The 16,018-nt window shown below is 68.1% G+C and carries 20 protein-coding genes; 13 read left to right on the forward strand and 7 right to left on the reverse strand.

Annotated elements, in window-relative coordinates:
• The first annotated feature begins 372 nt into the window (after positions 1–372).
• The 3 genes from ACFQLX_RS08280 (at position 373) to ACFQLX_RS08290 (ending at position 2,959) form a co-directional block, all read left to right on the forward strand.
• Positions 373–717 (forward strand): hypothetical protein, encoded by a 345-nt coding sequence (locus tag ACFQLX_RS08280; RefSeq protein ID WP_228487106.1) that lies wholly within the window; start codon positions 373–375, stop codon positions 715–717.
• A 94-nt stretch (positions 718–811) separates the two neighbouring features.
• On the forward strand, positions 812–2,047 hold the full coding sequence (locus ACFQLX_RS08285; protein ID WP_386413449.1) for an MAB_1171c family putative transporter: 1,236 nt from the start codon (positions 812–814) through the stop codon (positions 2,045–2,047).
• Positions 2,048–2,329: 282 nt separating this feature from the next.
• Positions 2,330–2,959: an HAD-IA family hydrolase gene (locus ACFQLX_RS08290; protein WP_386413451.1), complete on the forward strand. Its 630-nt coding sequence runs from the start codon at positions 2,330–2,332 to the stop codon at positions 2,957–2,959.
• Positions 2,960–3,162: 203 nt separating this feature from the next.
• Here the strand turns inward: ACFQLX_RS08290 and ACFQLX_RS08295 are convergent, their stop codons facing one another.
• Positions 3,163–4,035 carry a helix-turn-helix domain-containing protein gene (locus tag ACFQLX_RS08295; RefSeq protein ID WP_386413452.1) on the reverse strand — a complete coding sequence of 291 codons (873 nt, stop codon included), beginning with the start codon at positions 4,033–4,035 and terminating at the stop codon, positions 3,163–3,165.
• Positions 4,036–4,590: 555 nt separating this feature from the next.
• On the opposite strand from ACFQLX_RS08295, the gene ACFQLX_RS08300 reads away from it, so the two are divergent.
• From ACFQLX_RS08300 to ACFQLX_RS08340, 9 genes are all read left to right on the forward strand, one after another.
• Positions 4,591–4,917, forward strand: a complete 327-nt coding sequence (locus tag ACFQLX_RS08300; protein WP_386413453.1) for a transcriptional regulator — start codon at positions 4,591–4,593, stop codon at positions 4,915–4,917.
• 1 nt (position 4,918) lies between these two features.
• Positions 4,919–5,938 (forward strand): hypothetical protein, encoded by a 1,020-nt coding sequence (locus ACFQLX_RS08305; RefSeq protein ID WP_386413454.1) that lies wholly within the window; start codon positions 4,919–4,921, stop codon positions 5,936–5,938.
• Positions 5,938–6,642, forward strand: a complete 705-nt coding sequence (locus ACFQLX_RS08310; protein ID WP_386413456.1) for an ATP-binding protein — start codon at positions 5,938–5,940, stop codon at positions 6,640–6,642. The genes ACFQLX_RS08305 and ACFQLX_RS08310 overlap by 1 nt, the downstream gene beginning before the upstream one ends.
• A gap of 117 nt (positions 6,643–6,759) precedes the next feature.
• On the forward strand, positions 6,760–7,326 hold the full coding sequence (locus tag ACFQLX_RS08315) for a WhiB family transcriptional regulator (RefSeq protein WP_386413457.1): 567 nt from the start codon (positions 6,760–6,762) through the stop codon (positions 7,324–7,326).
• The gene (locus ACFQLX_RS08320; RefSeq protein ID WP_386413458.1) at positions 7,323–8,390 is read left to right on the forward strand and encodes a DUF2637 domain-containing protein; all 1,068 of its coding nucleotides are present in this window, start codon (positions 7,323–7,325) and stop codon (positions 8,388–8,390) included. The genes ACFQLX_RS08315 and ACFQLX_RS08320 overlap by 4 nt, the downstream gene beginning before the upstream one ends.
• A gap of 102 nt (positions 8,391–8,492) precedes the next feature.
• Complete coding sequence (locus tag ACFQLX_RS08325) at positions 8,493–8,717, forward strand: hypothetical protein (protein ID WP_386413460.1); 225 nt, start codon at positions 8,493–8,495, stop codon at positions 8,715–8,717.
• Positions 8,714–9,379: a MobC family plasmid mobilization relaxosome protein gene (locus ACFQLX_RS08330; RefSeq protein WP_386413461.1), complete on the forward strand. Its 666-nt coding sequence runs from the start codon at positions 8,714–8,716 to the stop codon at positions 9,377–9,379. Before ACFQLX_RS08325 ends, ACFQLX_RS08330 begins: the two co-directional genes overlap by 4 nt.
• A complete protein-coding gene (locus ACFQLX_RS08335; protein ID WP_386413462.1) occupies positions 9,379–11,151 on the forward strand; it encodes a relaxase/mobilization nuclease domain-containing protein in 1,773 nt (590 codons plus the stop codon). Before ACFQLX_RS08330 ends, ACFQLX_RS08335 begins: the two co-directional genes overlap by 1 nt.
• A gap of 109 nt (positions 11,152–11,260) precedes the next feature.
• Positions 11,261–11,665: a hypothetical protein gene (locus ACFQLX_RS08340; RefSeq protein WP_386413463.1), complete on the forward strand. Its 405-nt coding sequence runs from the start codon at positions 11,261–11,263 to the stop codon at positions 11,663–11,665.
• A gap of 128 nt (positions 11,666–11,793) precedes the next feature.
• Here ACFQLX_RS08340 and ACFQLX_RS08345 read toward each other — a convergent pair whose 3' ends face one another.
• From ACFQLX_RS08345 to ACFQLX_RS08365, 5 genes are all read right to left on the reverse strand, one after another.
• Positions 11,794–12,975 carry a Shedu anti-phage system protein SduA domain-containing protein gene (locus ACFQLX_RS08345; protein ID WP_386413465.1) on the reverse strand — a complete coding sequence of 394 codons (1,182 nt, stop codon included), beginning with the start codon at positions 12,973–12,975 and terminating at the stop codon, positions 11,794–11,796.
• Positions 12,976–13,285: 310 nt separating this feature from the next.
• A complete protein-coding gene (locus tag ACFQLX_RS08350; RefSeq protein ID WP_386413467.1) occupies positions 13,286–13,522 on the reverse strand; it encodes a MarR family transcriptional regulator in 237 nt (78 codons plus the stop codon).
• A gap of 102 nt (positions 13,523–13,624) precedes the next feature.
• Positions 13,625–13,936 (reverse strand): esterase, encoded by a 312-nt coding sequence (locus tag ACFQLX_RS08355; protein WP_386413469.1) that lies wholly within the window; start codon positions 13,934–13,936, stop codon positions 13,625–13,627.
• 95 nt (positions 13,937–14,031) lie between these two features.
• A complete protein-coding gene (locus ACFQLX_RS08360) occupies positions 14,032–14,244 on the reverse strand; it encodes a hypothetical protein (protein ID WP_386413470.1) in 213 nt (70 codons plus the stop codon).
• Between the two features lie 150 nt (positions 14,245–14,394).
• A complete protein-coding gene (locus tag ACFQLX_RS08365) occupies positions 14,395–14,742 on the reverse strand; it encodes an SPDY domain-containing protein (RefSeq protein ID WP_386413472.1) in 348 nt (115 codons plus the stop codon).
• Between the two features lie 218 nt (positions 14,743–14,960).
• Between ACFQLX_RS08365 and ACFQLX_RS08370 the strand changes: the two genes are divergently transcribed.
• Positions 14,961–15,224, forward strand: a complete 264-nt coding sequence (locus ACFQLX_RS08370; protein WP_386413474.1) for a hypothetical protein — start codon at positions 14,961–14,963, stop codon at positions 15,222–15,224.
• Between the two features lie 403 nt (positions 15,225–15,627).
• Here the strand turns inward: ACFQLX_RS08370 and ACFQLX_RS08375 are convergent, their stop codons facing one another.
• The gene (locus tag ACFQLX_RS08375; protein WP_386413476.1) at positions 15,628–15,906 is read right to left on the reverse strand and encodes a hypothetical protein; all 279 of its coding nucleotides are present in this window, start codon (positions 15,904–15,906) and stop codon (positions 15,628–15,630) included.
• Positions 15,907–16,018: the final 112 nt, after the last annotated feature.

A 16,018-nucleotide genomic window follows, 5' to 3' on the forward strand; every position in this document is an offset into this window, starting at 1 on the left:
GCAACATGCCCTTCCGGTAAGATCACGTAATACCCCTTGTACGCTTAGTTGCGGACAGTGCGTGCCGGTCTAGCGCCGTACGCATCGAATACGGGCTCCAGCCTGCCAGCGCCTCGCGTACGCGCGTTGAGGTATGGGGTCTGCAGTGAGAATGGAGCGACTATGCGTTGGCGTAGGGATCCTTCGCGTCGCGCCCTTGTGAGGGAATGCGAGAGGAAGCTCGCTGATCTCCCTATACCAACCCCTTTCAGCGTCGAGACGCTGGTGAGCAATATGGAGAGCGCGCTGGGGCGTCAGATCCAGCTGGTCCCACTGGACGACCCCGACGGGGGCCTAGGGACAGCGTGCGGCCTTCGGGTGAAAACTCCCGAGGTGACCATCATTCTCTATCGTCGCCGCTCAAGCAGAAATCAAACGGAACACATAATCCTCCACGAGATCGCACATGAGTGGATGGATCACGGCACCTCTCTGACAGCCGTCGAAATCGAGCGCTACGTCCCTGAGCGCATCCGGCAAGAAGTACTTCGGCGCTACCCATCAGCCCTCATCCAAGCGCGCGTCGATTTCGACAGCCACGAGGAGAAGCAGGCTGAGCTTTCGGCGTCATTGATCAAGCGCCTGGCACGTCGCCAGTCTGCTACCGGAGACGATGTGATCAGCCTGTTGGAGTATTCGTTGGCGCATCCGGTTGCCCCGCCGCGGCGTCGGCGGTAGTTCCGCACGATCTCCAATCTGGCACTGACCAAGTCTGCACTCTGCAGGGCCCGTGAGCGGCGACAGGTGTGGCACCTATAGATCGACTAATTCCGTGTTCGACTTTTTCAAATACTTCACTGCGGCAGTCATGACGCTGATCTCCATATGGCGTTTCCCGGCCGTCAGATATGGCGATGCGCATCGCAGGGCGCTCTGGGGAGGCTACGCCGGATTTGCAGTGGCCTTGTGTCTATACACCCCAGCAGCAATGGATGCGGTCGATCGCATTCCGGTGGTCGATCTTAGCGCCCTGCTCCGACACTTTGCCAGCACGGCGGCGATCATGGCGGCCCTGACCTATGTCGCCACCAGCTACGGCAAGACCGCTGAGGCGGTCTTGCCCAGGCACGTAGAGTTCTCACGGTGGATCGCCCGAGCGTCGTACAAGGCCGGAGCCGTCGGCGTGGTACTGCTCGCGATCCTCTTCTTCACCGTTGTTCAACGAGATCGGCCAAGCGAGGACTTCCTTGTTGACCATGCGGGAGAATGGGGCGTCGCGGTCTACATGACCGTGTTCTATTTCTTTCCGCTAGTCACCACCGCCGTATGCGGCTATCAGTGGACGAGGGCGGCGCACCGGGCTGAGAGCGCGAGCATGCGCATCGGGCTCGGTTTGATGGGTTTCGCGATGTGGATGGGGCTCGTTCACACGATAGCTAGAATTGCTATCTTGTGGAGTGCCGTAATATTCCCTCTCAGTCAATCGACGGTGCGATTCCTGGTCGATGCCACTGCGATCTGGATGAATCTCCTTTTCGTTATCGTCGCAGTAGGGGCGAGCATCCCGACGACCCGCGCGGCTGCTGCGCGATGGAAGACGTTCCGAACCCTGAACTTGATCTATCCGCTCTGGTTCGATCTAGTCGAGGCTTTTCCCGGAACAAGCCTTTACCCTCCCGGCCGACGGATCACGGAACTTTTGCAGTTTCGCGTCCCCATTGATGTTCGCTTGGACCGATGGACGCAGGATATCTCCGACGCCTGCGAGAAACTGCGCTACTACGTGCCGAGCGACTTGATGTTTGCTGCGGAGGACAAGGCGTCCCCACACTCCGATCCCGAGCCTGCTGCGGAGGCTTACTGGATAAAGGCTGGCCTGCTTGCCGCTAACGCGGAATCCGTCAGGCCGTCTTCGGCCACCCTGATGAGAGACAAGCCGTTCGTGGACACCGAAAGTGAAGCTGCGTGGTACGTGCGAGTCAGCACGGCCTACACGCAGATCACCGGCGACCAAGCGCGAGAAGTTCTTCATGACTCCGAGAAGTTGGAATCGGAATCTCGGCGGTAGTTCTGGAGCACGGTGTGTTCCGGGTTGCCGTATCCGTGTTTTCGGCGTGTACGCCCTGTCACTCAGAGATGCGATCTCGTAAGGCTTGCGTGAGATTCGGCACCACCGAGCGTGCGGTCGCGACTGGTACCGTGGGCAAGGCGGACAAAGAGGTTCTGCTCCGCCCTGTAAGTGCACTTCCTGGCCTGCGATGCGCAGCTTCTGCGACCGCCATGTACGCCGGGTCCGTGACGCTGTCCGGTCTGGATAGGCGTCCGAAATCTCAGCAATGGAGTTCCCCGCATGTCCAACCGCCGTACCGGCCTCATTCTTGATTTCGGAGGCGTTCTCACCACCCCCCTGCTGCCCGCTGTGTTGGCGTTCGAGCAGCGTGAAGGGCTTCCCCAGGGGGCCTGCCTCACTGCCCTGTACAAGGACCCGGAGGGCGTCCGGATCACCAGCGATCTGGAACGCGGAGTGGTGTCCCAGCGCGAGTGGAACGAGTTCGCCGGCAGGATGCTGAATGTGCCTGCGGACGGGCTGATGGGGAGGATCTTCGGCGACCTCCGCCCTGAGCCGCTGCTGATCGACGCTGCCGCCGCAGCCCGCCGGGCCGGGATCAAGGTCGGCATCCTGTCGAATTCCGTGGGCCTGGAGCCGTGGGACCTGTATGCCGGCTACGAGCTGGAGAAGCTGTACGACGTCGTCGTCATCAGCGAGCACCACATGATGCGCAAGCCCGACGCTCAGCTCTTCGAGGCCACGCTGAAGCTGATGGGCCTGCCTGCCGAAGAGTGCGTCTTCGTCGATGACACCGAGGCGTACGTCCAGACAGCGGAGCAGCTCGGCCTCGCGGGAGTGCACAACCAGGATCCGAAGCAGACGGTCGCAGCCCTATCCGAGCTGTTCGACGTCGACCTGACCGCTTCGTAGATCGGCGTCGATTCCGTCCGTATGAAGGGACTACGGCTCGGCCTCCAGGGAGGCCGAGCCGTAGTCCCTTCGTGCATCCGGTCCGAGAAGTGGGCTGGCCCGGTCAGAGCCGAGGGGCGATAGGCGGTCAGGGGTCCTCGGTCGCGCCCGCAAGGCGGCGGTACCGCAACTGATCTCCACCCGCCCGCTACTAGCTAGCGGGGTTACTCTTTGTCCTGAACCTCGGACAGAGCGTGCCGCAGCTCTCCTACGAGCCTGTTGATGTCGGCCATCGATCTCCGGGAGAGGATCTCGCTGCCGCGTGCGGCCAGGCCGAGGATGTGTCCCTGGTGAATCGAGCCGATGAAGCGAACAGCCTCTAGGAACTCCTGCACCATGGGGCTTAGTTCGGCGTCATCGCCGAACAGCCAGGCCGGGACCTGGAAGGCGTGTGCCAGGCCGACGCGCACTTCATCCGATGCCGCGGTCTCGGTTCCGTCGCGCAGCTCGCCGATGCCCTCGGCGGTGACGGCTGCGGTCGGCGCATGCTCGTTGACGAGTCGCGCGATCTCCGCATCGGAAAGCGCCTCCTCGCCGGTGGAACCGTACTGCAGGAGAAAGTTGATCTTTTCTCCGATCGTGCGAGGCGCGGCCTCTTGATCGCCATGTGGGGCGGTGGTGCGAATGCCGAACGAGCGATCCTGCGCCGCGAGCAGCTCCTCCTCGGTCACCCTGTACGCCGCCGCCAGCGGCTTCACATAGCTGTCGTTGAGCCTGCGCCGCCCGGACTCGGCGTTGCTCACCGGCCCCCGGCTTGCTCCGATGATTTCGGTGGCCTCCGCGACGCTGAGACCGGCGTCACAGCGTAGGAGCTGTAGGTCCGGCGGCCCGTCGTGGGGGAACAGTTCGTCGAGCGGTTCGTTGAGCGCCTTGGCGATCGCCGGCAGCTTCTCGCCCTTGGGAAAATCCTTCCCGGATTCCCACCGTGCGACGGTGGCACCGCTGACGCCCACCAGTTCGCCCAGCTGCCTCTGGTGCATGTCCCTGCGTCGGCGGACAGCACGCACGCGGCTGCCGTCGAACTGACGAGGGGGCACGGGGACTCCTGGTGCGAGGTGGCGATGGGCTCGGTGTCGGGGTCAACTGTAAGCCAGGGTTGATGCATTTTCGAAACTGACGTACGTTTCCGTATCGCACCTGTTGATCAGGCCCGATTCTACGGTGCCGAGCCCTGGAGGACCTCTGTGCATATTCGTATGCCATAACCGCTCACGCGACAAGCGCTTGCAGTGCTTGCCGGGTGGCACGGATCCACGTCGGCATCGCCCTCCTGAGAGCGGCCGACACGGAGTAAGACGACCGCAAACGATCTTCCGGACAACGGGATGGACTTGTCCGCGGGGTCTACGTATGTTCGTCGTCCCACGCCGGGCAGCGCCCCGGAAAGGGGCCGATGACCAGCGAAAAGGAGGCGGGGCGGATGCCGGCATACGACCCGTGATCTGACCCCGAAACTGAAACCGGCGCCGAGGAGCTACCAACTCCCAAGCGCCGGGCTGGCACCCCGAGGGCGCCAATTACACATCACGCGGGCGGCAGGGCTTCTTGCACGAGACCGCCGCACCGCGCTCCTTCGAACAACGGAGTATCGCATGCTCGCCACGCCGAGCGGAAGCCCGGCCTGCGCGGACGACGGCCGTCCGCGCCGCCTCGCCGCACAGCTCGCCGACATGATCCCGGGGGCGGCCACGATCCGGGTCAGCCTCACAGACCCGACACAGACGTGGCCTCATCTGCACGCCGTCGTCAAGGACGAGGCCGGAAGGACCCTGGAGCTGGGCCGCCCGACCGCCAGGGGCGCGGCACGCTGGATCCTGCGGGTCTGGCCGGAGGTGGACTGGATGCGCCCGCACACCTTCTGCCTCGCCGACGCCACCCTGACCCGCAGCGACCTGGTCGCCGCTGAGCGGGGCCGCTGAGATGGCCCGGATCCGAACCGTCAAGCCGGAGGCGTTCACCTCCGAGTCGCTCGCCGAAGTGACCGTGGCGGCCGAGCGGACCTTCTTCGGCCTGCTCACCCAGGCCGACGACCATGGCCGCCACCGGGACAACGCCGCGATCATCGCGGGGCTTCTCTGGCCCCTGCGCGCCGAGCACACCTCGGTCCACGTCGAAGACGACCTCCACCAGCTCGCGAACGCCGGACTGATCTGCCGATACACCGGATGCGACGGCCGCCTCTACCTCCACATCGTGACCTGGTCCGAGCACCAGAAGATCGACAAGCCGAGCCAGTCGCGCCTGCCCTCGTGCCCGCAGCACCAGGCTGCCGACCGGTGCGCCCCCTGCAAAGGCTCCTGCTCCCGGAGGGGGAACGGCTCGCCCACCACTTCCCGAGGACTCGCTGAGACCTCGGCGAGGGCACCCCGAGCCCTCGATCTGCCCGCCGCACCCTCATCGACGGTGTCGGAACAGGCAGACGGGCCAAGCGCCGACCGGCAGGACGCCGCCGATGGAGCCAGCAGCGCACCCGGGCGGACCGGAGTTAAAAGTGCAGGTCAGAGGGCTGCCTCTGGCGGCTCCCCGAACCTTCCCCGAAGCCTCCCCGAAGGCTCGGCGCCTGGATCTAGGATCTTGGATCCTGGATCTCTTGTCCCTACGGGGCGCACAGCGCCCGCAGCCGGCATCTCCGCCAAGGACCTCGTCGGGGAGTACGTCGCCGGGTGCGACCAGCGTCCCCCGAGCGACGTGATCGGGCACCTCGGCCGGATCATCAAGAAGCTCCTGGACGAGGGCATCACACCGGCGCACATACGAGCCGGGCTGGCGAACTTCACGGCCAACCCCAAGCACCCGAGCGTGCTGACCAGCATGGTCAACGAGGCGATGAACGCTCGCCCCGGCGGTTTGGCGCGGCCGGGAATCCGGCCTAACGTGCCCGCCCACCAGGCGTGGACCAACCCGGCCAACGCTTCTGCCGCCTACGCCGAGGAGCTGTGATGCACACCCGTCACCGCGAACCCCAGCTCCTCGGCAACGAAGCCACGCTGGAGCGCATGGCTCGGATCCTGGCCGCCCGCAACATCGACCCGGCGGACGCCGCGCTGCCGGACGACGCCGAGCCCTTCTCACCGCTGGACGCTCTGCTCGCCGGGATGCCCCCGCGCTATCAAGCGGCTGTCGCCGACCACCCCACGGTCCTGGAGTGGGTCCGGAAGGTCACCGACGCGGCCGTCGCCCCCAGCCGAGGAGTCCGACGACAGGTCACCACCGGCCCTAGCTTGCTGATGGCCGGGGTCGTCGGCGCGGGCAAGACGCACCAGGCGTACGGCGCGGTCCGAGCGCTGGTGCAGAGCGGGGTCGGCGCGCGCTGGCGGGCGACCACCGCCGCCGACCTCTACGCCGATCTCCGCCCCCGGCCCGGGGTGGACAGTGAGCGGGAGCTGGCGGCCGTCAGCCGGTGCCCGCTGCTGATCATCGACGACCTCGGCGCGGCCAAGGCCAGCGAGTGGGTCGAGGAAGTGACGTACCGGCTGATCAACCGGCGGTACAACTACGAACTCCCCACGCTGATCACGACCAACCTGGCGATCAAGGACCTGCGTTCCTACCTCGGGGACCGAGTCGCCAGCAGGCTCGCGCAGATGACCACCCGAGTCGAGTTCGAGGCCGTCGACCGCAGACGCCACAGCGCCGCCGCCTGACCCTCCACAGGCCACCCCGCCGGACCGCGCCCTCGCACCGCCGTCCCCCGGGCACCTACCGCCAGCGCACATCTCCGCCGACGCCCCTGCGCGCGGAGAGCGATCGGAGCACCCCGCATGACCAGCACGATGAACGGCCCCGCCCAGCACCGTCAGCTCGGCGACCAGACCTGGCAGGCCGACGCCGTCTGCCAGAGCACCGAGTACAACTCGGTGGACCCCGAAGTCTTCTTCCCCGAACCCGACGAGACCGCCAAGATCGCCACGGCCAAGGCCCTGTGCGGCCAGTGCCCGGTCCGGCGCACCTGCCTGGACGCCGCTCTCGAAGGGGGTGACACCGACGGAATCCGTGGCGGCCTGACGGAAGAGGAGCGCGGGCCGCTGCACGACAAGCTCGCCAGCCGCCTCGACTACAGCCGCGTCAATGCCACCATCGCCGGACGCGACGTGCACCTCACCCATACGGAGCGCCGCGCGGTCGAGTACGCGGCCTACCGCCACGGGGTGAGCGAGCAGCGCCTGGCCTGGCTTCTGAAGGTCACCGAGGAGCACGCCAAGAAGCGGTACCGCGAGATCCGCCGGGCCGAGCGCAACCGAACCCTGAACCAACCCACCACGAACACCACACCCCCCGAGACCAGCGGCGAGCGCCTGATCCGCGACGACTTCGGGACGGCGGCATGAACATCGCAAGCGCGTCGAAGACGGCGCACATATCCGGGTGGGACCGCGCGGCTGTCGTGGCGCTCGGGGGCGCGGGGTGCGCGCTGTCGTACGACGCCCTGCAGCAGATGGCCGTGGCCATCCACATCCGAGGCTTCCTTACCTACCTGTTCCCCCTGGTGATCGACGGGTTCATCGCCTACGGCATCCGAGCCCTCCTGGTCCTGCGCAACGCACCACTGCGCGCCCGGCTCTACGTCTGGACGCTCTTCGGCACGGCCACCGCCGCCAGCATCTGGGCCAACGCACTCCACGCGGTGCGCATCAACCAGGACACGGTCGCCGGCACCGGCCTCCAACTCGGTGACGCGGTGGTCGCGGTGCTCTCCACCATCGCCCCGCTCGCACTGGCCGGAGCGGTCCACCTCTACATCCTCATTGCCCGGGGCCCGGTCGAGGACTCTGGCCGGCAGAACCTCGGTCAGCCCGGTCACCTCGGTGAGACCGACCGCAGCGACGCTATCGAGGTCACCCGGACCGACCGAGCCGGTCAGCAGCGGTCAGCGGCCGGTCAGGTCAAGTCCGGTCAGTCGGTCACCGCTCTGACCGACCGGCTGCCACTGTCCCCGGCCGACGAGGACACCGCCGCCCGGTCAGTGACCGGAGACTCGACCCCGGCGACCAGCGGCCAGTCGGTCACCGACCACCACAACCGCAGCCACGGTGCCCCTGACCTGCCGGGACAGGCGGACAAGGGCCGGAGGGTCACTGACCGCCCCAGCAGTACGGCCCCGGTCGGTGATGACCAGGACAGCCCGGCGGCGGTCAGTGCCCGGCCGGTCACCTCGCCGCCGGTCACTGACCGGGCCGCTCGGTCGACTGGTGACCGGCGTCCTGACCCGGACACCGAGGAGCTGCTGGCGATCGCCCGGTCGGCGGTCAGGGCCGAGGACAAACTGACCCGCAAGGTGGTCGCCCAGGCGATCCGAGGTCAGCAGATCCCGCTGTCCAGCGACACCCTGACCGCGCTGATGGCTCAGCTGCGCGAGCAGCACCGCCAGCCGGTCACTTCCTCCCGGCCCTGACCGAACCTCCACGGGGTGGGTGACCGAACCGGTCAACCCGGCCGGTCACCCACTCCGCATGTCACCGACACACCCCGCCACAGCAGAAGCGGAGAGCACCCGATGCGCACTCACTCGGCCACGCCCGCCGAAGTCGACTCCTGGCTGACCGTCCTGCACCAGCACGGACACCTCCACCGCGCCCAGTCCGGCCCCGACACCACCTGGATCGTGCAACGCGAGCAGCATGACCGGCCCTGGACCCTGCACCACCCCGTCCTGGCCATGGACTGGATCGAGGAACTCGTCCGCGAAATCCAGCAGCAGAACCCGGAGACGAGCCGGTGAACACCAACGACCCGGTGGCCACCTCCGCTGGACAGCAGCGTGACCCCACCACGGCTCCTGGCGGAGCAAGCTATCGCGTACGACGGTCCTACGGCCCGACGTACGCACTTGCCCCCGCCCAGGAGGGCGGGGGAAGCCCGGCTGGTCCCCGAGCGAGGGCGCACGGGGACCAGCCGGGCAACCGGCACCAGGGGGCGCCGGTCACCGGGGGAGAAGCCGACTGCGACGACCACCGCGAGCAGCCGCGCCCGAGCACGCCCGCCTACCCCGACCGCAAACCGCGCCGCCGCACCCGCAACCCCAGCGAGCGCACCCGCAAGACGACCACCCGCCTCTCCGACACCGAGAAGACCGAGATCGCCGAGGCCGCCACCAAGCGCGGCGTCACCGTCGCCCGCTTCCTCGCCGTCTCCGGCCTGAGCGCCGCCCGCGGATGCGCCGCCGTGCACAGCAACGACCAGCTCGACACCGCCATCGACGAACTCGCCGCTCTGCGCACCGCGCTGGCCCGCATCGGCAACAACATCAACCAGATCGCCTTCGTCCTCAACAGCGGTGGCCAGCCGCGCGCCGGTGAACTCGAACACGCGCTGGGCGCGCTGACCGGACTTCTCGCCCGCGTCGATGACGCGGCGAACGACCTGGTGACCCGGCGGCTGTGATGGTTCCCGACATCGGACGCGGCTCCCGCACCCACGGCCTCCTCGTCTACCTGTACGGCCCCGGACGGCGCGAGGAGCACACCGACGCACACCTCGTCGGCTCCTGGGACGGCTTCGCCCCCGACCCCGGCCGCGACACCGGCCTCGACCCCGATCCGAAGGTCACCCTCGCCCGGCTCACCGCCGCCCTGGACCTGCGGGTCAAGCAGGCCGGCGACCGCGCGCCCGCCAAGCACGTCTGGCACTGCTCGGTCCGCACCGCCCCCGGAGACCGACGGCTCGACGACGGGGAGTGGAACGCCGTCGCCCAGCGCATCGTCCACGCCACCGGCATCGCCCAGGATGGAGACCCCGACGGCTGCCGGTGGATCGCCGTCCGCCACGCGGAGGACCACATCCACATCGTCGCCACCCTCGTACGCGGCGACCTGCGCAATCCGCGCCTGAACTACGACTTCAACAAGGCCCAGGCCGAATGCCGCCGCATCGAGAAGGAGATGGGCCTGCGGCGCCTGAACGCGGGCGACGGAACCGCAGCGAAGAATCCCAGCAGCGCCGAGAAGTTCAAGGCCGAGCGCACCGGCCGCCCGGAGACCTCGCGCGAGACGCTCCGCGAGGCCGTTCGTCGAGCCGTGGCGGGAGCGGATTCGGAAGAGGAGTTCTTCACGCGGCTCCGAGAAGCGGGGGTACGGGTGAAGCTGCGGCACGCACCGTCCGGTGACGCGCTCGGCTACAACGTGGCCCTGCCCGGCGACCGCAACCGCGACGGAGACCCGGTCTGGTACCCCGGCTCCAAACTGGCCCCCGACCTCTCCCTTCCGAAGATCCGACTACGCCTCACCGACGGGGCCGCCGAACCGAGCGCGCCCGCGGTCGGCGCTGACCGGACGAACTGGTCACCGCCCGCCCGTCAACGACGCAACGCCACCCTCATCGCAGAGCGCTCGGCCACGCTCCTGGAACGCGACGACGACGGCGAGGCCGCCCCCCAGCTCGTCGGCGTCGGAGAACTCCTCGACGCAGTGGCCCAGACCTCACCGGTCACCACCCGCACCGAGCTGGCCGCCGCAGCTCGCGCCTTCGAACGGGCAACCCGCAGTCATGTCCGCGCCGAACGCGCCGACACCCGGGCCCTCCGCTCGGCCGCCCGAGGCATTGTCCAGGCCGGCGGGGCGCTCGGCCGAGGCGAGGACGGCGGCACCACCGCCATGCTCGTCTCCACCCTCGTCCTCGTCACCCTCGCCGCCGCCCGCTGGCACTCCGCCCGCGGACACGCCCAGCAGGCCCACGCCTCCCGACAAGCCGCCGCGCATCTACGCACCGCCTACCGCCAGGCCGCCGCCACCCCGATGCGCATGCTGCACGACCAAGGCCGCGCCCTTCCTGACGCCCAGCGCATCATGCACGAGGCCACCCTTCGCGCCGTCCTGCCCGAGAAGGTCGTACGGGCAGGAGGCACGGAAGCGAGGACCGACGCCTTGGTCGCCACCCTCGCCCAGGCAGAGCGGGCAGGCCATGACTCCGAAGCCCTCCTGCGCCAGGCCATCGACATGCGCGAACTCGACAGCGCCGACGACGTGAACGACGTCCTGGTCTGGCGCCTGCGGCGCATCGCCCAGCTCCCGGCACACCCGGGTGACGGTGCCCGTCGTCCGCAGGCCGCCACCCGCCAGGCCATCGCGCCGAGCAGCCGCACCAGTGAACGAAACGCGACGGCGGCCGTACCGCTCGGGACTGCTCAAGACCCCAATCGCCGCTCGCCAAGTCGCTGACCACGTCGAACCGGACGTAGACCACCACCGTCCGAGCGGACGCCGCGAAATGTATGGACAGCCGGTTCCACCGGCTGTTACGGATGAAAATAGGACCGACAACCGGGAGATGACGCTCGTGCTCAGAACCACCACCCGCACCACGGAGCCAGCACCCGTCCTGCCCGTCGTCCCCACTGGTAACGACCCCCTGCTGCAGCTCCAGGCCGAGACTCGGTCGGCCGACGGCCCCGGGGCAATCCGCTGCGTCGGCCACTCACGCGAACTCGCTCTCGGCGGCATCCCCGTGATGTGCTCCGCCTGCCGTGCCCGACGCGACTGGCTGCTCATCAACCACGGGCGCAACGTCTGGGTCCGCTGCCGGTGCGGCAACCAGTGGCTCGAGCCCGAGATCGGCCGCGCCGACTTCGATGCCCTGGTCGGCGGCCCGCACGGGACGACCTACCCGAGTGTCGAGGCGGGCTTGACCGCGCTCGGGTTCGACGGCGTATTCGCCGGCATCTACCTGGAGTAGCAAGCGCTGTTGCAGCGCATACAACGGCAGCATCTGCTTGCCGTCCGCGCTGTTGAGGCGAGGTACGGCTCCATCTTTCTGGGGCGCCCCCGCATCCACGAAGCCTAAAGCGAATGTGGCGGCTGGTGTCACGCGAGCCGGAGGCGCTGGTCGGGGGCGTCTCGACGCAGAGGGTCGGGGGATTCGTTGATGCGCATCAGCCAGTCATAGGTGCGCACCTGGATGTGGGAGCGTCGGGCCTGCAGTTCCCGGATTTCGGAGGCTGCGTCGTCAGAGGTCTCGCGGGCCATGATGATCAAACCTGGGACTTCGGCCGTGATGCCTGGCAGGCCCAGTCCGTCGGCGTCGCGTGCGGAGCGAGCGTAGTGCAGGTTGGTGGACAGCCACCTGCGCCAGTCCTCGATCTGGTCGACCGCGTGCCGCAGAGTGGCTGTCGCCCGCTTGTTGCCGGGGTTAGTCAGGCGACTGACTGGGCTCTCTAGTTCGACCAGCGTCCACCGAACTCCGAGTGAGGTCTGGCCGGCGATCATAAAGTCGGCCATGTAGTGGTTCCCGAGCTGGACCTGTGGCCGGATCCAGGTGTCGTGGGTGCCTACCACGGTACCGGCCAGCAGTGCTGGGTGCTTCTCCAAGAGCCGCTGCATTGCGGCTTCGTCGTCAGCTGTCTCCAGTGCGTCGCGCAGCGCCTCGATCGCCGCTGGGGTCGCCGGAAGGTTGATCCGCCAGCGTTCCAGCTGCGCTTCCTGGGCTCGGGTGATCCGAGCCGGGTTGCTCTGAATGGCAGCGGCGTATTCGCGGGCCAGACGGAGCTGCTCGAGATAGTCAGCCTCACTGGGGCGGGTGAGGCGGGTGACCCGGTGCGGGGCAGTGCCGAGCCCGTGGCCGCCCCGGAAGTACAGTCGGCCATTGGAGCCGACTGATGAAATCTCGCCGTGTACATCCGGCCCCTTGCGCCGGTCGCGAGCGGTGACAACGTCATCGACCGCAGGCTCCAGCCGACGTAGGGCGGCGGCGGACTCGCGGTCACGCGCGACGCGCAACCAGGCGTTGAGCACCTCTCGGCTCCCGAGTTTGTCCATGTCGGGAACTGCCAGATCGGTGCGGCGCGCGAGATCGAGGAGGACGTCGTACTCGTCGTCGCCGAAGTCCCCGGCGAGTGTCAGGTCCAGAGGCGATCGAAGCAGGACTCGCAGCTCAGCGGCAGCGACCAGCGAGGGCGTGGCCTGACCTACGGGTAGAGACAAAGCGCGGGCGACGTCTATTTGTTCGGCTGTCGGCGCCTTGCACTTACGTTCGAGACTCTCGGCCACGACACGCCACCGTAGCTCTGGCACTGACCCTCCTTTGGAACGACCAGCTCACCGTAGCCGCAAGCTGTGACGTGGTGTGACGGTTTCTTCCGGCTGTGGTAATGGACTGCCAGAGAGGTCAAATGTTGGATCTGTCCGCTGCAAGGGCTTGAGATCGTGCTGGATGCCCTCCTTGGTGATGGCTTCACCGCTTCGGACCGATTCGATGGCATTGCTGGCAGAGCGTCGCGGTGTCGGCCGAACGGAACGGCAGGGAGAGGACCTGTGATGCGGGCGTCGTACGCGCACCCCACGGCGACTAGGGCACCGGTCAGTTGGCCTGTGTGTCCTCCGGTCGGGTGGCGCTGCGCAGGTCGCTGCGAAACCCCTGGCCGACCGGCCTCCAGTTATGGAACGTGGACGGTTTCCAGCGGGGACGGTCCGGAACGCTGTCGTCGTCGGGCGAGGGCAGGCTGCTCCGGCTCTTGCGGCTGCGGGTCGCGCCGACGCTGATACCCAGGTGGGCGGCGACCTCCGGGTATCCCCAGAGCCTCTGGTTGTTGGCCATGGTGTCCTCCTTCGTCGGGTCGAGCGTAAGGAACGAACAGGTGGAAGCACGACGAGGCCGCCCCTGCCTGAGCGGCCTGGGGCGGCCTTCGGCGGTCCTCGGTCACACTCCGGAAAGCCGGTTGGAGAGGTCGAGGGCGTCGGCCGCGAAAGAGAGGGCGGCGCACAGGCCGGTCACCTTGTACAGGGTCGGACGGAACAGGCGCGGCCAGTCGTCCGGGGCGGCGGGCCAGGAACCGAGGAGCACCTCGGCCGTGGTCAGCCCCAGGTACGCCGTGACGTCCCAGCCGCTGCGCGAGGCGGGCTCCCAGCGCAGCCGGATTCGCCCGAGGGGAAGTTGGGGAGTTTCGGCAGCGAGCCAGGGGGCCGTCGAGGCGAGTGGAGATGCGCTGGAGGAGCGCGCTGTGCACGCCATACGACATGGGGCGTACGGCGACATCGTGCAGCGCGAGACGAGGCGCGGGGCGCGAGAGGGACGAGATGGAAGCCTCCGTGGTGGTAGGGAAGCGATCAAGCCCAGGTGAGGGCGTCGCGCGCCCCCACCGGGAGGTAGCCCTCTTGACCGTCGTCGGCGATGTACGCCTTGCCGTCGCGGACGACGACCTCGGCTCCCACGAAGTGGGCGAAGGGGAAGTCGGGGTTGACGGCGAGACGGACCGGCAAGTTGGGGTCGAGTTCCTGGAGCTGGCGGAGCAGGTGGTCGACGGTCAGATACTGGGGCAAGGAAACCTCCGAGAGCGATACGGGAGGACGGGGCGGACTGAGGGGGGACCGTCAGGGGGCGTCGAGGCGGAGCGGCCGGTCTGCCGGGACGGGCCGAAACGAGCGCGGTGCACGGGGCGGGCCGTCGTCGGCCCGCCCGTGGTCCGGCGGTCAGCGCGAGGAGTGGGCGACGAGGGCGGCGAGGAATCCGGCGACGGCTTCGGAAGGGGTGTGGACACCGAACTCCTGGACCCGTACCTCGCCGTCGGCGGGCAGCACCTGGACGCGCCAGACGATCTCGCGCGCCCAGGCGGAGGGGTCTTCGGGAAGCCAGCCGACGTAGACGCCGCCTTCTGGGCTGGTCATGTGAATGTTGGCCTCCGGGGTCTTGGTGATCGCCCATCCGAGACAGTCCAAGAGGTCGAGCACTGGAGCGGCGCAGTGGTCGGAGGAGAGCCAGTGGCGGTCTTCCACGGCGGGGCGGACGACGGCGGGCAGGAGGGTGGCAGAGGCGTTCACGGTTGGATAATCCCTTCGTTGACCTGCGGTTTTCCTGACACCCGTACGTTGGCATGCGGCATGTTGAAGTGCGTAGTCGTTTCCCCGGGGATGCCGTCTGCCGTGGGCGAACTGAAGGCCACCAGCGAGCGGTCGCGGGACGGGAATGGATCGGCGACCGCGGTTGTCGTACCTGGGTTGCGGCGACGGACTGCACGACGGTGAAGGGGGAGCTGGGGATGGCCGAGGCGAGCAGACACTGGGACGGCGCCGGACTGGAACGCAAGATCCGCGCTGCCGGACGGCCCTGGACCGTGGGCGACATCGCGATGGTCGCCGACGGCCAGTGGGGAGTCGGCGCACAGCCCGACCAGTGGCCGTACGAGGAGACGGTAGAGCGCCGGGTCGCCGAAGGTCGGCGAGTGGAGCTGACGATGGAGGAGCTGGCCCGCGTAGTGGGCCCCCGGGCCGAAGAGGGCCACCGCGACGAGAATCGGAGCTAAGCGTTCAACATCGGGGCCCCGCTGTGGGCGCCGACGGCCCGACGACAGGCGCCGGAGAGGACGGTTCGGACACAGGTGGAAGCACCGCTGTCACGTGACCGGCCAGCTCGGGCACCAGGACGCGTCGATCTCCTCCATCTGCTCGCGCCCCTCGTCCATTTCGCCGCGGGGCCGGCCACCCTTCGCCTTCCGCCTGCTGGCCGTCGACGGCGGCGGGCACGCGGAACGTGAACGGGACGCGGAGGTCACCGTGCTCGCGGGCGTAGATGACGGCGGCCTTCACGCCGCGCCGCCAGTGCTCGTGTTCCGGGTTGAGGACCCGCAGGTTGATGAGCCGGTGAGGGCGGCCGGGTCCGCGCGGTGTGGAGAAATTCAGAAGGGCCTTGGCAGGGGCGCTGACGCCTCAGGAGATCTCCCCGCTCCCCACGCGCTCTCCCCGCCGCCGTCCTTGCTGACGGGCTTGTAGCGGCTCGGGGCCTGTTGCTCCGCAAGGTTCTCCACGATCCTGGCGTCGTGCGCCCGCAGCCAGCGGCTTGACCAGCCCGCCGAAGGCCCGGGAGGTGAGCATGTTGTCCGCCGTCTCACCCGGCCCGAGCAGCACCGGCACCACGAGCGAGGCGACCTTGCCCTCGCCGGGTTCCATCCGCAGCGCCCGGCCGACGGCCTGGACGAGGTCGGGCATAGAGCCGCGTACGTCGGCCCAGTCACGGAGTCGCAGTTCTTGGTGCCGATTATCTATAGGTGGAGAAGCGTGAGGACGTTTGTCCTGCCGCCGGACGGTAGTGATGGAGTTC

Origin of the sequence: Streptomyces polyrhachis (assembly GCF_042663125.1) — a bacterium.
GTDB lineage: Bacteria > Actinomycetota > Actinomycetes > Streptomycetales > Streptomycetaceae > Streptomyces > Streptomyces polyrhachii.

Excerpts from the sequence above, each read along its gene's own strand:
- ACFQLX_RS08340 (WP_386413463.1), top strand. The coding sequence starts at position 11,261 with ATGACGCTCGTGCTCAGAACCACCACCCGCACCACGGAGCCAGCACCC.
- ACFQLX_RS08310 (WP_386413456.1), top strand. The coding sequence starts at position 5,938 with ATGCACACCCGTCACCGCGAACCCCAGCTCCTCGGCAACGAAGCCACG.
- ACFQLX_RS08350 (WP_386413467.1), bottom strand. The coding sequence starts at position 13,522 with ATGGCCAACAACCAGAGGCTCTGGGGATACCCGGAGGTCGCCGCCCAC.
- ACFQLX_RS08355 (WP_386413469.1), bottom strand. The coding sequence starts at position 13,936 with ATGGCGTGCACAGCGCGCTCCTCCAGCGCATCTCCACTCGCCTCGACG.
- ACFQLX_RS08315 (WP_386413457.1), top strand. The coding sequence starts at position 6,760 with ATGACCAGCACGATGAACGGCCCCGCCCAGCACCGTCAGCTCGGCGAC.
- ACFQLX_RS08305 (WP_386413454.1), top strand. The coding sequence starts at position 4,919 with ATGGCCCGGATCCGAACCGTCAAGCCGGAGGCGTTCACCTCCGAGTCG.
- ACFQLX_RS08300 (WP_386413453.1), top strand. The coding sequence starts at position 4,591 with ATGCTCGCCACGCCGAGCGGAAGCCCGGCCTGCGCGGACGACGGCCGT.
- ACFQLX_RS08375 (WP_386413476.1), bottom strand. The coding sequence starts at position 15,906 with ATGCCCGACCTCGTCCAGGCCGTCGGCCGGGCGCTGCGGATGGAACCC.
- ACFQLX_RS08325 (WP_386413460.1), top strand. The coding sequence starts at position 8,493 with ATGCGCACTCACTCGGCCACGCCCGCCGAAGTCGACTCCTGGCTGACC.
- ACFQLX_RS08335 (WP_386413462.1), top strand. The coding sequence starts at position 9,379 with ATGGTTCCCGACATCGGACGCGGCTCCCGCACCCACGGCCTCCTCGTC.
- ACFQLX_RS08320 (WP_386413458.1), top strand. The coding sequence starts at position 7,323 with ATGAACATCGCAAGCGCGTCGAAGACGGCGCACATATCCGGGTGGGAC.
- ACFQLX_RS08370 (WP_386413474.1), top strand. The coding sequence starts at position 14,961 with ATGGCCGAGGCGAGCAGACACTGGGACGGCGCCGGACTGGAACGCAAG.
- ACFQLX_RS08290 (WP_386413451.1), top strand. The coding sequence starts at position 2,330 with ATGTCCAACCGCCGTACCGGCCTCATTCTTGATTTCGGAGGCGTTCTC.